Origin of the sequence: Klebsiella sp. CB_Kp196 (assembly GCF_040061575.1) — a bacterium.
GTDB classification, from domain to species: Bacteria; Pseudomonadota; Gammaproteobacteria; order Enterobacterales; family Enterobacteriaceae; genus Klebsiella; species Klebsiella michiganensis.
The window spans coordinates 42,835-57,131 of record NZ_JBEAFH010000032.1 but is presented as its reverse complement, the minus strand read 5'-3'; the positions used below and the strand labels follow the sequence as shown (position 1 = coordinate 57,131).

General features: G+C 57.6%; 15 protein-coding genes. 11 read left to right on the top strand and 4 right to left on the bottom strand.

Annotated features, from left to right (window positions below; translation table 11 throughout):
• Nucleotides 1-76 precede the first annotated feature (76 nt).
• From ABLU87_RS06030 to cobS, 4 genes are all read left to right on the top strand, one after another.
• On the top strand, nt 77-1,135 hold the full coding sequence (locus ABLU87_RS06030; RefSeq protein WP_004103626.1) for an FUSC family protein: 1,059 nt from the start codon (nt 77-79) through the stop codon (nt 1,133-1,135).
• 168 nt (nt 1,136-1,303) lie between these two features.
• Nucleotides 1,304-1,639: a DUF496 family protein gene (locus tag ABLU87_RS06025; RefSeq protein WP_004103624.1), complete on the top strand. Its 336-nt coding sequence runs from the start codon at nt 1,304-1,306 to the stop codon at nt 1,637-1,639.
• A gap of 193 nt (nt 1,640-1,832) precedes the next feature.
• Nucleotides 1,833-2,045, top strand: coding sequence for a bifunctional adenosylcobinamide kinase/adenosylcobinamide-phosphate guanylyltransferase (locus ABLU87_RS06020; RefSeq protein WP_004852374.1), 213 nt, complete (start codon nt 1,833-1,835; stop codon nt 2,043-2,045).
• A 70-nt stretch (nt 2,046-2,115) separates the two neighbouring features.
• Nucleotides 2,116-2,856 carry an adenosylcobinamide-GDP ribazoletransferase gene (cobS, locus tag ABLU87_RS06015; RefSeq protein ID WP_014838908.1) on the top strand — a complete coding sequence of 247 codons (741 nt, stop codon included), beginning with the start codon at nt 2,116-2,118 and terminating at the stop codon, nt 2,854-2,856.
• Nucleotides 2,857-3,224: 368 nt separating this feature from the next.
• On the opposite strand, the gene ABLU87_RS06010 is transcribed toward cobS, so the two are convergent.
• A complete protein-coding gene (locus tag ABLU87_RS06010) occupies nt 3,225-4,334 on the bottom strand; it encodes an adenosylhomocysteinase (RefSeq protein ID WP_025106052.1) in 1,110 nt (369 codons plus the stop codon).
• A 185-nt stretch (nt 4,335-4,519) separates the two neighbouring features.
• On the opposite strand from ABLU87_RS06010, the gene ABLU87_RS06005 reads away from it, so the two are divergent.
• From ABLU87_RS06005 to ABLU87_RS05980, 6 genes are all read left to right on the top strand, one after another.
• Nucleotides 4,520-5,251, top strand: coding sequence for an HPP family protein (locus ABLU87_RS06005; protein WP_014838906.1), 732 nt, complete (start codon nt 4,520-4,522; stop codon nt 5,249-5,251).
• Between the two features lie 380 nt (nt 5,252-5,631).
• Nucleotides 5,632-7,056 carry a sugar porter family MFS transporter gene (locus ABLU87_RS06000; RefSeq protein WP_014230010.1) on the top strand — a complete coding sequence of 475 codons (1,425 nt, stop codon included), beginning with the start codon at nt 5,632-5,634 and terminating at the stop codon, nt 7,054-7,056.
• A gap of 21 nt (nt 7,057-7,077) precedes the next feature.
• Nucleotides 7,078-8,088, top strand: a complete 1,011-nt coding sequence (locus tag ABLU87_RS05995) for a Gfo/Idh/MocA family oxidoreductase (protein WP_014230009.1) — start codon at nt 7,078-7,080, stop codon at nt 8,086-8,088.
• A 23-nt stretch (nt 8,089-8,111) separates the two neighbouring features.
• On the top strand, nt 8,112-8,561 hold the full coding sequence (locus tag ABLU87_RS05990) for a PTS sugar transporter subunit IIA (protein ID WP_014230008.1): 450 nt from the start codon (nt 8,112-8,114) through the stop codon (nt 8,559-8,561).
• Complete coding sequence (locus ABLU87_RS05985; protein WP_348865949.1) at nt 8,558-9,499, top strand: sugar phosphate isomerase/epimerase; 942 nt, start codon at nt 8,558-8,560, stop codon at nt 9,497-9,499. The genes ABLU87_RS05990 and ABLU87_RS05985 overlap by 4 nt, the downstream gene beginning before the upstream one ends.
• A gap of 123 nt (nt 9,500-9,622) precedes the next feature.
• Complete coding sequence (locus ABLU87_RS05980) at nt 9,623-10,627, top strand: LacI family DNA-binding transcriptional regulator (RefSeq protein WP_049069621.1); 1,005 nt, start codon at nt 9,623-9,625, stop codon at nt 10,625-10,627.
• Here ABLU87_RS05980 and ABLU87_RS05975 read toward each other — a convergent pair.
• Nucleotides 10,624-11,013, bottom strand: a complete 390-nt coding sequence (locus ABLU87_RS05975; protein WP_025106055.1) for a tautomerase family protein — start codon at nt 11,011-11,013, stop codon at nt 10,624-10,626. The genes ABLU87_RS05980 and ABLU87_RS05975 overlap by 4 nt on opposite strands.
• A gap of 112 nt (nt 11,014-11,125) precedes the next feature.
• Here ABLU87_RS05975 and ABLU87_RS05970 point away from each other — a divergent pair, with 112 nt between their 5' ends.
• The gene (locus tag ABLU87_RS05970; RefSeq protein ID WP_004852363.1) at nt 11,126-12,043 is read left to right on the top strand and encodes a LysR family transcriptional regulator; all 918 of its coding nucleotides are present in this window, start codon (nt 11,126-11,128) and stop codon (nt 12,041-12,043) included.
• Here ABLU87_RS05970 and ABLU87_RS05965 read toward each other — a convergent pair.
• The gene (locus ABLU87_RS05965; RefSeq protein WP_047723384.1) at nt 12,036-12,767 is read right to left on the bottom strand and encodes a lipoate--protein ligase A; all 732 of its coding nucleotides are present in this window, start codon (nt 12,765-12,767) and stop codon (nt 12,036-12,038) included. The genes ABLU87_RS05970 and ABLU87_RS05965 overlap by 8 nt on opposite strands.
• Before the next feature lie 18 nt (nt 12,768-12,785).
• The gene (gene shiA, locus ABLU87_RS05960; RefSeq protein WP_025106058.1) at nt 12,786-14,111 is read right to left on the bottom strand and encodes a shikimate transporter; all 1,326 of its coding nucleotides are present in this window, start codon (nt 14,109-14,111) and stop codon (nt 12,786-12,788) included.
• Nucleotides 14,112-14,297: the final 186 nt, after the last annotated feature.

Below are 14,297 nucleotides of genomic sequence, written 5' to 3'. Positions count from 1 at the left end.
AGGTTTATTACATTCGCGTGATGCTTGCGGCGAAAAAGCAGTTACAATTGGCCTTTTCGTTGTGTCGGAGTAGGTTGTGCGCGCGGATAAATCACTTAAGCCATTTGAAATTCGGCTGTATCGCCATTACCGCATCGTCCATGGCGTGCGAATAGCATTGGCCTTTGTGCTCACCTTTGTGCTGGTGCGCCTGCTTAACGTTCCTGAAGGCACCTGGCCCCTCATCACCCTGGTGGTGGTGATGGGGCCTATCTCCTTCTGGGGAAACGTCGTACCGCGCGCGTTTGAACGTATCGGCGGCACGATCCTCGGCTCGGCGCTCGGGCTGGTGGCGCTCAAGCTGGAGCTTATCTCTCTGCCCATTATGCTGCTGTGGTGCGCGGTGGCGATGTTCCTCTGCGGCTGGCTGGCGCTGGGCAAAAAGCCCTACCAGGCGCTGCTGATCGGCATCACCCTGGCGGTAGTGGTCGGCGCGCCGCCGGGCGACATGACCACCGCGCTGTGGCGAAGCGGCGACGTTATCTTCGGCTCCCTGCTGGCGATGCTGTTTACCGGTATCTGGCCGCAGCGGGCTTTCCTGCACTGGCGCATCCAGATGGCCAGCTACGTCACCGCCTTCAACCGTTTGTATCAGGCGGGCTTCTCGCCGAACCTCGTTGAGCGTCCGCGTCTGGAAAAGCATATGCAGAAGGTGCTTAACGACGTGGTGAAAATGCGCGGATTAATTACCCCCGCCAGCAAAGAGACGCATATCCAGAAGGCCATCTTTGAGGCGATCCAGACCGTCAGCCGTAACCTGGTGTGTATGCTGGAGCTGCAAATCAACGCCTACTGGGCGTCGCGTCCCGGCCACTTCGTGATGCTTAACGCCCATACGCTGCGCGAAACCCAGCAAATGACCCAGCAAACATTGCTGACTATCGCCCACGCATTGTATGAGGGCAATCCGCAGCCGATTCTTGCCAACAATGAAAAGCTCAACGAAATTGTGGCCGAACTGCGCCAGCTCATCAAAGAGCAGCAGGACGACAATTTCTCCGAAACGCCCATTCACGGTTATGTCTGGTTAACTATCGAGCTGGCGCGCCAGCTCGAACTGCTGTCGCATTTAATCTGCCGTGCGTTGCGTAAATAAAGACCAGACTCACGTGGTTTTTCCATCGCTTGCTTCGATTCAGCAGCGTTTAGGGTTATGATAACGGCAAAGGAAAAAACATTGTCATCAGCGGCTGCTAACAGTTATGTTAGCCCTATGTAGCAGTCGCTTTAGCGAATCCGAATCTCAAATATTAGGGGTATAAAAATGGAAACAACTAAGCCTTCTTTCCAGGACGTACTGGAGTTTGTTCGCCTGTACCGTCGTAAGAACAAACTGCAGCGTGAAATTCAGGACGTTGAGAAAAAGATCCGTGATAACCAGAAGCGCGTACTGCTGCTGGACAACCTGAGCGACTACATCAAGCCGGGCATGAGCGTTGAAGCTATTCAGGGCATCATCGCCAGCATGAAGAGCGATTACGAAGATCGCGTTGACGATTACATCATCAAAAACGCCGAGATCTCCAAAGAACGTCGCGATATCTCTAAAAAGCTGAAAGCGATGGGCGAAGCGAAAGTCGAAGATAAATCTGCCGAGTAAGCCCCGTTAATGCGCTCCGGCGGCGCTCGCCGCCGGAGTTCCTCTTCTTCCTCTTGCGTGACCTCACAGTTCCTTAGCAAAACCGCCCGCGCGACGCTGAACCTTTACCCAGGAATTTGGTATACTTCCGCCGTAAACATATTGATATCGGAAGGGTTTATCTCATGCTGTCCCTGCAACAGGTGCCGCCGCGATGATACTGATGACCGGCGACGCGCTTAGCGGCCAACGCCGTGACGCCGAATCTTTACTCAACTCTTTCGTTTCGGCGATCTTCATCGCTACCTCCCGGCTCTCCGACAACCAAATGGCCGCGCGCATTCAACACCACCGTGATACCCGGCTTGCCCACTGGCGGCTGGAAGAACGCGGGCAGGCTTTCTCCGCGCGGCAGCCGCGCGGATAAGTCAGGTCACGGTCGGTGGCGGGCGTGAATAACCGCTGCCGCGGGGTTTATCGACAGGAGTCATCACTCAATGATTAAGTCTTTTTTTGCCGCATTATCATTTATCAGCCGCCTGCCGGTCCCGGCGCGTTTATCTCAGGGGCTGGAAATTGAACAATATCAACGCAGTATCATCACATTCCCCCTGGTGGGGCTGCTGCTGGGGGCGATTGCTGGCGCTGTTGTGATGCTGCTGCAGCCGTGGTGCGGCGGCCCGCTCGCCGCGCTGCTCGGCGTGCTGGCGCTGGCGCTGTTGACCGGCGGGTTCCATCTTGATGGGCTGGCGGATACCTGCGATGGCATCTTTTCCGCCCGCCGCCGCGAGCGGATGCTGGAAATCATGCGCGACAGTCGGCTGGGCACTCACGGCGGGCTGGCGCTGATTTTTGTGCTGGTTGCCAAAGTGCTGGTGGTCAGCGAAGTGGCGCTGCGCGGCACGTCGGCGCTTGCCGCGCTGGCTGCCGCCTGCGCCGTCGGCCGCGGTATGGCGGTGCTGCTGATGTATCGTCAGCGCTACGCCCGGGAAGAGGGGCTGGGCAACTTATTTATCGGCAAAATCACGCTGCGGCAGATGCTGATTACCATGGGGATCGCGCTGGCGCTGGCGACGCTGCTGCTCGGGGTCAACGGTCTGCGGGCGGCGCTTATCACTCTGGTGCTGGTTTGGGCGCTGGGTCAGGCGCTGAAGCGTACTCTGGGCGGGCAAACCGGTGACACATTAGGCGCGGCGATTGAGCTGGGCGAAGTCATATTTCTGCTGGCCCTGCTGTAGGAGTTGCTTTATTCCCGGTGGCGCTGCGCTGACCGGGCTACCAGTCCACCGCTGTCTGCGGGCCGGTGCCCGGGCAAGGCGCAGCGCGCCGCCTGCGGGGAATGTGTCGGAGTGACGGATTGGCGTGGTTTCTCCCGGCTCGCGCTGCGCTTAGCCGGGCTACGGGGTTACAGCCGTCTGCGGACCGGTAGCCCGGGTAAGGCGCGCAGCGCCGCAACCCGGGGAATGTGCCGGGATTAATGTATCGGTGCGGCTTCTTCCCGGTGGCGCTGCTGTATGACCGGGCTACGGGTGCATCACCGTCTGCGGGCTGGTAGCCCGGACAGGCGCAGCGCGCCGCCTCCGGGAAAATTATTCAGCGCACGTGCTTACAGCGCTTTTTGCCATACGCTCTGCGGCAGGAGGTAAACATCTGCCGGCGCCGTCATGCCGTCGGTCACGATATGCTGAATGCCGCTGGCCATTACCGCCAGGGTCACATCAAAGGCGTTCAGGCTATCGCCAAAGCCCGCGGTCAGGTTGAGCATTGAACCGTTCGCCATCAGATAAACGGTTTTATCGCCCATCCGGTAAGCGTTGATATAGGGCATGACCTCTTCATGACGGAACTGGCGCAGGTACTCACAGTCAATCTCTTCCGCCACGTGACCCACGTTGAGAATAAACACCCCGTCTTTGGACTTATCCAGCGCCTGGCGGTTGACGACTTTTTTACCGCCGGTCGCCGTGGCCACCACATCCGCGGAGGCAATCGCCTCCTGTAATTCAACGACGTGCCAGCCATCGTAGGCCGCCTGTAGTCTCCGCGCCGGGTCGATTTCCGCTACCATTACCTGGCCGCCGAAGGCCTTCGCCGCCGCCGCTACGCCCTGGCCAACCAGACCATAGCCGATGACCAGCACTTTTTTCTCATGCAGGGTCAGGTGGGTCGTCTGGAAAAAGGTGTGCCAGGCGGTCAGGCCGACCATATGACGGTTGTGCAGTCCCTCTTTTACCGGCAAATCATCCCAGTTAAAAATCGGGTAGCCGGGGTGAATATCGCCCAGGCGGCTAACGCCAGAGCCGGTCGCCTCAAGGCCCGCGACGATATTGCCAAACTCCCCGCGCTGATGCAGTAGGGTGGTAATATCCGCGCCCATTTCGCACAGATGCGTCGGCTGCCAGGCAATCGCTTTTTCCCAGGATTGCTGCCAGTCGGCGTCGCTCATATCCCGCCAGGCGCAGGCTTCCGCGCCGCGCTCCACCAGCCAGGCGACCACGTCATCCTGCACCGTCGTTGGGTTACAGGTGGTAAGAAAAACCTTCGCCCCTTTCTCCAGAATTCCCTGCACCAGGGGGATCATTTTCATATCGAGGTGCATACAGCAGGCGAGACGCACCTGGCTGAGATCCGGCAGGGCGGCGACCTGACGCAGGGTGCGCGGCATATTCTGACTGGCCCATGCGATCTCTTTCTCTAATTTTATCTTGTTATTCAACGTGTTTGACCTTCAATCCATAGAATGCTGATACCCAGAGGTGAGGGGATTTTAACGTAGCGCGCGCCGTTTTTACATTCACAAAATGAATGACGAAAAGCCACGACAAAGACATGGTTGTTAAAATAAGGTTAAAAAAAGAAAATGAAACATAAGTTCTTATTATGACGTAAGCGAGCTACACGATGTTAAGCGTTTTACCCGGATCGCTCTTTTCGCGGATCCGCATTTTCCTCGGTCGCCTCAAGCCGCACGCCCTGCCGGTTGCCAGAAAACATATTGTTCTGGCCTCTCTCGGCGCCGGGACGGGACTGGCGGTGACCAGCATGTTCAGCCACTGGCTGTTAGGCGAGGTCAATATCTGGTTTATCGCGCCAATGGGCGCATCGGCAGTGCTGCTGTTTGGCGTCCCGAGCAGTCCGCTGGCCCAGCCGTGGTCGATTGTCGGCGGCAACGTGCTCTCGGCGCTGATTGGCGTGACCGTGGGAATGGCGATCCCGAACCTGGCGCTGGCCTGCGGCGTGGCGGCGGGGCTGGCGATCGCCGGTATGTATTTCCTGCGCTGCCTGCATCCGCCGGGTGGGGCGGTGGCGTTAACGGCGATCCTCGGCGGGGCGGGGGTGCAGAGTGAAGGCTACCACTTTGTTCTGACGCCGGTATTGCTCAATTCCCTGATGCTGGCGCTGCTGGCCATCGTCTTCAACAACCTGGTGGGACGACGCTACCCGCACCCGCTGGCCGCGGAAGAGGTAAAGGCCAAAGCCGTACCGCTGGGCCTGTCGGTGACCCGCGATGATATTCATGCGGCCCTGCTGGACGGCCAGTTTCTCGATATCGATGAAGACGACGTGCAGGAGCTGCTGGAAAATATTGAACAAAAAGCCAGACAGCGTATCGCCAGCGCCCGGCAATCCTGATGAGCTTTTCGGCTCTCTGGGGAACGCGGATTAACCCACGTGTTCCCCTTTTTATTGCCTTCCTCCCCGGCCATTAGCCTGAACCAGGCATTTTTCTCCCCCCGAAAGCAACAAGCTCTGCGGATCGTGACTGCGATCGACAAAATTGGCCATTCAATGAGCAAAAAGTTGACGCCCTTAACGAAATGAATATTTCAAAATAACTTTTTATGGATTTTTTAATCCGGCGGAGTATAACAAGTTGTTAAATAATGCACCCGGGTGCAAAAAGGTGCAAATGTATTCCTGATGCCAGAACCTGCCGTATCTGGTTCGGCAATGTGATCTTTTTATTCATAAAAACAAAACGATAGAACGCTCATCCCTGACAGGACAACAAAATGACCGATCATGTGATAACTGAAAGTCGTAAAACAGATAATGATAAGAAAATCAGATTAATAACCCTCGTCTCAACCATCGGTGGACTGTGCTTTGGCTACGACACCGGGGTTATTTCCGGCGCGCTGATTTTCATGAAAAACGATCTTGGCCTCACTCCTCTGCAGGAAGGGCTGGTGACATCGTTTTTATTATTCGGCGCGGCAATCGGCTCTGTCGGCGGCGGCTGGCTATCCGACCGACAGGGACGGCGGAAAAATATTCTGTGGGTGGCGGTGATTTTTATCTTTGGCGCCCTCGGTACCGCCGTCGCCTGGGATATGTCGTCGATGATAATCGCCCGCTTTATTCTTGGCCTGGCGGTTGGCTGTGCGTCAGTGACGGTGCCGATTTATATTTCCGAACTGGCGCGACCCGCGCAGCGTGAACGGCTGGTGACGGTCAACGAACTGATGATCGTCACCGGGCAGTTTCTCGCTTACTCCGTCAACGCTTCCATTGTCAATTTCTATCCCGACATGTCGCACAACTGGCGGCTGATGCTGGCCATTCCGGCGCTGCCCGGCGCGCTGCTGTGGATTGGTATGCTGGTAATGCCGGAGTCTCCGCGCTTCTTCGTGCGTAAGGGGCAAATAGACAAAGCGGTTGCGGTGCTGAAAACGATTCGTCGGCCCGAAGAGGTGGAGCAGGAGATCCGCGATATCCAGCAGGTGAGCCAGATTGGCATCAACCATGGCCGATTTGTTGACGAGCTGAAGAGAAAATGGGTACTGCAGCTGATTTTGATCGGCCTGATGATTGTGCTGGCAACGCGCGTAACCGGCGTGAATACCATTATGTACTACGCGCCGACGGTGCTGAAAGCCACCGGACTTGGCGATGCGGCGGCGGTGACCGGCGCCGTGGCTAATGGCGTCGTCTCTATTCTGGCCACGCTACTGGGGATGCTGTTAATTGGCAGGCATTCCCGACGGAAAATGTTCTTTACCGGACAGATCGGCGTCACCCTTAGCCTGGTGTTGATTGGCCTCTCGTTCAAGCTCTTCTTCCATATGGAAACCGTCGATGGCGTCAGCGGCTTGCACGCCAACTTTACCGGTGCCAGCTACATCATTCTCGCCCTGATGCTGGTGTTCCTGACCTTTATGCAGGGTTGGATCGCACCGGTGTTCTGGCTGATGCTCGCGGAAATCTACCCGCTGCGGATGCGCGGTCTGGGAATGGGTTTTGCGGTATTCGGTTTATGGATATTTGACTTCATCATTCAGTCTATTTTCCCGATTTTACTCAACAGCTACGGCGGCGGAATGACCTTCGGCTTCTTCGCGGCTACCAACGTCATAATGCTGATTCTGCTGGTGAAGTTCCTGCCGGAAACCCGCGGGTTAACCCTCGAACAAATTGAACAAAAATTCAGATTCTGATTTAGCAACGTGGAGGAATATATGACAGTTAATATCGGTTTAATTGGTTTGGGTATGATTGGGCGCGACCATCTCCAGCGTTTCCAGACGGTTATCCAGAACGCCAGGGTCAGCGCCGTCTGCGATATCAATCGTAATGTGACCGACGCTATTGCCCGCGAATATGGCGCTCAGCCCTATTACGATGCAGTCGAGATGATTCAATCAGACGACGTGGATGCGATCTTTATTTGCTCTATTGGCCCGGTACATAAAGAACAAATTCTGGCGGCCATTAAAGCAGGTAAACCGGTGTTTTGCGAAAAGCCGCTAACCCCGACCGCGAATGAAGCCAAAGCGATTATTGATGCTGAAGTAGCCTACGGCAAACGTATGCTGCAGCTGGGCTTTATGCGCCGTTTCGACCCGGGGTACAACCAGCTAAAAGCCACTCTGGATAGCGGTGAACTGGGGGAAATATTGCTCATCCACTGCGCCCATCGCAACGCCTCCGTGCCGGAGAGCTACACCCTGGAGATGGCGATTAACGATTCGGCGACCCATGAAATCGATATTATCCGCTATCTGCTTAACGAAAATATCGTTTCGGTGCGCGTCGATAAACCGCAGAAGAAAACGCGCAGAGCCTGCGCGCATCTGCAGGATCCGTTGATTGTGATTTTTGAAACTGAATCCGGCGTACGTATTGATGATGAGCTGTTTGTTAACTGCGATTACGGCTACGACATTCGCTGTGAAGTGATTGGCGAAAATGCCATCAGCGCGTTGACCGAACAGGCACTTACCACCGTCCGTTCGGCGCAGGGTTATAGCCGCGCTATCCCCAAAACCTGCATGGAACGTTTCGCCACCGCCTACGATCGCGAGGTGCAGAATTTCGTTGACCGGGTAAACCTGGGGGCGGAGATGAGCGGGCCATCATCGTGGGACGGATTTGTCGTGGCGATGGTATGTGATGCCGGCCTGGCGTCGCTGAAGGATGGCGAAAAGCACGCCGTCTCTCTGCCGGAGTGTCCGGCGCTCTACCGCTGACCCATTAACGAAGGGAGAGGCGCATGTTAACTCTGAAACCAGAAGATATTTTTATTGGCTGTCGGGCGAATTCAAAGAAAAAGGCGCTGCGTATTGCCGCGGATTCCCTGCAGGCCAGCGGCTACGTCAGCGAGGGTTTTTTTGAATCAATGGTGGAGCGCGAAAAGGCGCTCTCTACCTGGCTCGGGGCGGGGGTCGCCATGCCCCACTGCAGCAAGGAGGGTATTGATCTGGTGCGGCAAACCGGTTTCCAGCTGCTTCAGTTTCCGGATGGCGTGGGCTGGGGGGAGGGTAAAGTGGCCTTCCTTGTGGTCGCCGTGGCGGCAAAAAACAATGAACACATTGATGTTATAGCGGATCTGGCAGACCTGCTTGATGACGAAGTGAAAACCACGCTGCTGGCCAGCGCCGACAGCAAAGACGCGTTTATGCAGATCCTCGAAGGACACTCATTTAAGAAGGATAGAATATGAAACTGGCACTCTGTACCGATGTTCTCGCCGGCCTGGCGTTCCCGGAAATGCTCGATCGCGTCAAGCAGTACGGCATTGAGGGCGTGGAGATGACCGCAGGCGGCTGGTCGCCTTGTCCGCATGTTAAAACTGAAGAACTGCTGGCTTCTCCGGCAGCGCTGGCGGCGTTTCGCGGCGAGCTGGAAAAGCGCGGAATGGAGATCGTCGCGCTGAACTGTTCGGGTAACCCGCTGGCCCCCGGCGCCCTTGGCGAGAAGCACACCGCCAGCAGCTACCGTACCGTCGAGCTGGCGGCGAAGCTGGGAGTGAAAAAGATAGTCATGATGAGCGGCCTGCCGGGCGGCGGGCCGGACGATAAAATCCCTAACTGGATCACCTCGACGGTTTCCTGGCCGGACTATATGCCAGGCGTGATCGATTACCAGTGGAACGAGGTTGCTATTCCCTGGTGGCAGGCTTTTACCCGCCATGCGGCTGAATACGGCATCGAACAGATTGCCCTCGAGGAATTCCCCAGCCAGTTGGTTTACAACCCGAGCACGCTGCTGCGCCTGCGTGAGGCGGTTGGCGACATCATCGGCATGAATCTCGATCCGTCGCATCTGATCGCCATGGGGGCAGACCCGATTGCCGCAGCCCGTAAGCTTGAAGGGGTGATTTATCACGTTCACGGCAAAGACGCGCGTATTGAACGCGGGCTGGCGGATGTCGACGGCTTACTGGAATACCAGCCGGTTACGCAGACCAAAACCCGCACCTGGAACTACGTGGCGGTTGGCTGTGGACAGGATTTGAAGTGGTGGAAAGAGTTCTTCTCGGTGCTGCGCATGACCGGATATAACGGTTATGTGTCGCTGGAGATGGAGGACCTGACGATGAGCGTTGAAGCAGGGCTACGGACGTCTATTGATGCCCTCAACGCCACATTAAATCAGTGATAACGGGCCGCGTTTTCCCTCCGGGGGGCGGGAGAACGCGGCGCGTTTTTTGTTGAGCGGATTTTATCTTGCTGTATTTTACGTTCTATTGGATGTTTTTTATCAGGAACGTTAAAACCGAGTATGAGCGCCCCTAAACGACAAAAAGCGACCGCCAGCGACGTTGCGTTACTGGCTGGCGTCTCCAAATGGACGGTTTCCCGGGCATTTACCCCCGGGGCTTCTATCCAGCCCAAAACCCGGGAAGAGGTGATGAAAGCCGCTAATATTCTGGGATATCGACCAAATTTACTGGCGCGTAGCCTGACGCAAAAGAAAACGCATATTATCGGCGTGGCGGTAGACGAGCTGCGCAATCCCAATATGGTGCTACTGCTTAACGAAGTGACCCGCCAGCTGCAGAATCGCGGCTACATGGCGCTGGTGATTAACGTTACCGACGAAGAAAACACCCGCACGGCGATGGCGCTGGCTTACCAGCTCCAGGTTGATGGTATCTTGTTTATGGCCACGGTCCTGACGCCGGAACTCATCGCGATTGCCACTGAAATTCATCGCGTTCCGCTGGTGCAGATTGGCCGTAATACCGATCATCCGGAAATCCAGGTGGTCAATATTGACGGCTGGATTGCCGGAAAACAGCTTGCCGAACTGCTGCTGGCGCAGGGGCATCGCACTTTTGGCTATATGAAAGGGCCGGATACCGCCTCGCACCATTTAATGAGGATGGAAGGATACGAAGCGGCGCTGGAGCAGGCAGGTTGCCGGCTTGATACTCTGCTGGTTGCCGGACAGTATTTACGTACCCGGGGATATGCGGCGATGAGCGACTATCTGGACGCGACGTCCGCAGGCGAAAGAGTGGATGCCCTGTTCTGTGAAAACGATATTCTGGCGATAGGCGCGCTTCAGGCGCTGCGCGAGCGCGATTTAACGATGGGTATTGTCGGTTTCGATAATATCGATGAGGCGGCGGCGCCGGAATGGCAGCTTACTACCTACGATCAGCGGCGCGAGCGGCTGGTGGAAGAGGCGTTGAATCGGCTCATCGATGTAACTGAAGGGCCGTCGGCGACCTGGCGCACCGGGGAACCCATCGTGCGCCAGTCCCATCGCCGCCAGGGCTAAAGTTCGCCGGTGATGTACTGCGCCACGCCGCAGCCAAAACTCCAGTCCCCTTTATGGTTGCTGATTACCGAGATCATCAGGTCATCGCCGCTCAGCCCGCAGTGCTCCCGGAGCTCAGCCTGCAGGGTGGCATAAAAAAGCTGCTTCTGTTCTTCGCTGCGCGGGCTGGTATATACCCTCACCACCACCACCTCCCGGCTTCGCGTCAGCCCCAGCCCGGTATCTTCAATAATCATATGATGAGCTTTGTTTTCGTGAACAATCTGGTAGCGATCGCGCTCTGGCACCTTGAACGCCTGCACCACGGCGCGATGTGCCGCATCCAGCAGGGTTTTGATCTCGCTTTCGCTGCGTCCTTCAATGATATCAAACGTCAGTAATGGCATAGCAGATGGTCCTTATTGTCGGATTACCTCAGTGATAGAGATGCTAACCCGTGCTGAAGCCGGCAAAAACCGCTATATTTGAACTCATTGTTTTTATCTGTGAACAATTACTATGCGCGAGATCCGCCCGGAAATTTACTGGACCCACCTGTACTGGCTTACGGTGCTGGAGGAGCAAAAAAGCTATACCCGCGCCGCGGAAAAGCTGGCGGTCAGCAAATCCGCCATCAGCCAGAAAATCAGCGAGCTGGAGCGGGTTACCGGTAAAACGCTGGTGCACCGAACCACCCGCAGCGTGACCTTAAGCGAAGATGGTCTGCGGCTGGTGGCGGAGCTGAACGAGCCGTTTGGGCAGATTCGCGAGATCTTTACCGGCACCTGCGACGAGGAAGGCGGCCCCCTGCGCGGTACGCTGCGCCTGACCGCGCCGGTCGCATTTTCACGTCAGCAGCTGGTCCCGGCCATCACCCCTTTTCTGCACCAGCATCCGCAGCTTCATCTCCAGCTGGAGGTGACCGACCGACTGGTGTCGCTCGCCAGCGAGGGGTTCGACCTTGCTATTCGCCACTGTCGCCGCGAGCTGCTGCCGGAGACCCACGTGGCCTGGCCGCTGTGCCGTACGGCTACCCTGGTGGTCGCCTCGGCGGACTATATTCGCCGCTTTGGCCGCCCCGATTCGCCTGACGCGTTGCGTCAGCATCAATGCCTCACCTACCCGCGCGGGCCGCAAAGCCCGCACTGGACCTTTGAGCGCGACGACGAGCGGGTGAGCGTGAAGGTGCAGGGGCCGTTTGCCACCAATAACAGCGAATCCCTGCGCGACGCGGTGCTGGCGGGGCTGGGCGTTGCCTTACTGCCGGATTTTAGCGCCAGGGAGGCGATTGGCCGCGGGCTGGTTCAGGAGCTGCTGCCGGGATGGCGGCCGGTGGATGCGTTTGCGGAAAGTCTGTACGTCATTCGCCCCTACACGCCGCGCGTATCGCGGGCGGTAGAGACGTTTAGCCGCTATCTGAAGGCGACCTTCAGCTGATATTTTCCAGCTGCTGCGCCAGCGCCTCGCGAAAGCGGGGCAGCAAATCGGCGCCTTCTGAAACCAGCTCCGCCAGGGTCACGGTTTTATCGGCGCGGTATTCCCGCCCGCTGCCAAGCCGGGCTTCGAAATCATTGGCCGCCCGGTGAGCCGCCGCCAGGTCGGCATCCAGCAATACCACCGCGTGCGCGAGAACCACATGGCCTCGACCTTCCGCCATTGGTCGCCAGTACTGGGCCGTGCCGGCTATTTTTCGCACCTGCTCGCCCTCGCCGCAGGCCAGATTATAGCGACCATCGCAAAATGAACCGCTAACCGCCCGGCAGTGGCTGGCCACGCCAAAGGTCGCCAGCGTGCGCTGCAACAGGCCGCAGAGGAAAAGATAAATCGGCTCTGCGGCTTCGCCCAGCGAGTGATAGACCGGCCAGGCCAGGCTGAGGTTGACAATTCCCGGCCCCTGCGGCACCAGCCCGCCGCCGGAGCGGCGCTGCCAGACCGGCCATCCCTGGCCGGCGAACTGCTCGCTCACCGCCGGGAGTTCGGCAAATTTCCGGTAGCTTCCCGGCACCACAAACCCCTGCGGGGCCTGCCAGAGCTGAGCCACCGCCTCACCGTCGAGCGCCCGGGCAAACAGCGGCTGCTCGGCAAGGGTGGGATCGGCAAAGTAACCAACCGGTAGCTGCTGGTGGCTAAAGCGCAGCGGCCAGCAGGGTTCCTGAATCATGATTTCTCCTTATCGATGCTATTCGCCATGGCGGCTGGGTTTCATCAGCATCGCCGTAAGGGCGGAGAGCAGGCAGCCTGCGGTCAAGTAGATAGCGACGCTATGCCAGGCGCCGCCGGATAAGGTGACCAGGGCGGCGGCGATAAACGGCGTAAAACCGCCGCCGACAACGCTGGCAACCTGATACCCCACGCCGGCCCCGCTGTAGCGATAGCTGGCGCCAAACATTTCGGTAAACATCGGCTGCTGAACGCAAACCACCATATCGTGCGCAATATTTGCCAGCATAAGCGCGAAAAACAGGATCCAGAAGTATGACTGGCTTTCGAGCGCCATAAAGAACGGGAAGCCGCTGAGGGTGCCGATCAGCGCCCCGGTGATATAGACGCGGCGACGGCCAAAGCGGTCCGCCAGCCAGGCGAAGCAGGGGATCGTCAGGCAGCTGATGGCGCCGACAAGCAGGCCAATATTCAGAAACAGCTCGCGCGGCAGGCCGAGATTCTGCGTGGAATAGTTAAGCGCGAAGGCGGTAACGATATACATCGTCAGCAGCTCGCACAGGCGCAGGCCGATAATCATTAAGAACGCGCCCGGATGGCGGAACAGCGCTTCCACGACCGGCAGACGCTTTTTCTTCGGCTGCAGCTGCTGTTCGCGCTGCTGCTGTTCAAATTCGGCGGATTCCGCCATGCCGTTGCGGATCCAGAGCGCCGCCAGCACCAGCACGACGCTAAACAGGAACGGCAGACGCCAGCCCCAGCTGAGGAACTGTTCATCGGTGGTACAGGAGCTTATCAGCGACACCAGCCCTGTAGAGAGTAGTAATCCGACGCCGTAGCCCACCTGCACGCCGCTGCTGTAGAACGCCTTCTTATTTTTCGGCGCGCTCTCTACCGCCAGCAGCGCCGCGCCGCCCCATTCGCCGCCCACCGCAAAGCCCTGGACGGCGCGCAGCAGGACCAGCAGAACCGGCGCCCACCAGCCAATCTGGCTGAAGGAGGGCAGCAGACCGATACAGGCGGTGGCGATCCCCATCATCCATACCGTCAGCATCAGCATGCGTTTGCGCCCGAGGCGATCGCCGAAATGGCCGAAGATAATGCCGCCCAGCGGGCGGAAGAGGAAGCCGACGCCGAAGGTGGCAAAGGCGGCGAGGGTGCCCATTGCCGGGCTGATTTGCGGGAAAAATTCCCGGTTAAATACCAGCGCGGCGGTGATGCCATAGAGAAGAAAGTCGTACCAGTCGACCACGGCCCCGGCGAAGCTGCCCCAGGCCGCTCTGCGGGCGCGGTTGAGTGAACATGCCTCCTTGCCGGGGCGCTGAGAAATTAACGTTGAGTCCATACCTGTCCTGTCTGTTGCTGAGTTTTTAATTATTGGAATGAGACGCTTTCCGAATTCGCGCCTGTCCTGAGACTACCGCGCAGAAGGGCATGTGAAAAGATTTTTACCTGCTCTGGGCGTTTAAAGGCATAAAGCGTTTGCTTCGCCGGGGGATGAACGCCCTTGTAGCCCGTTCAGAATGCGAGC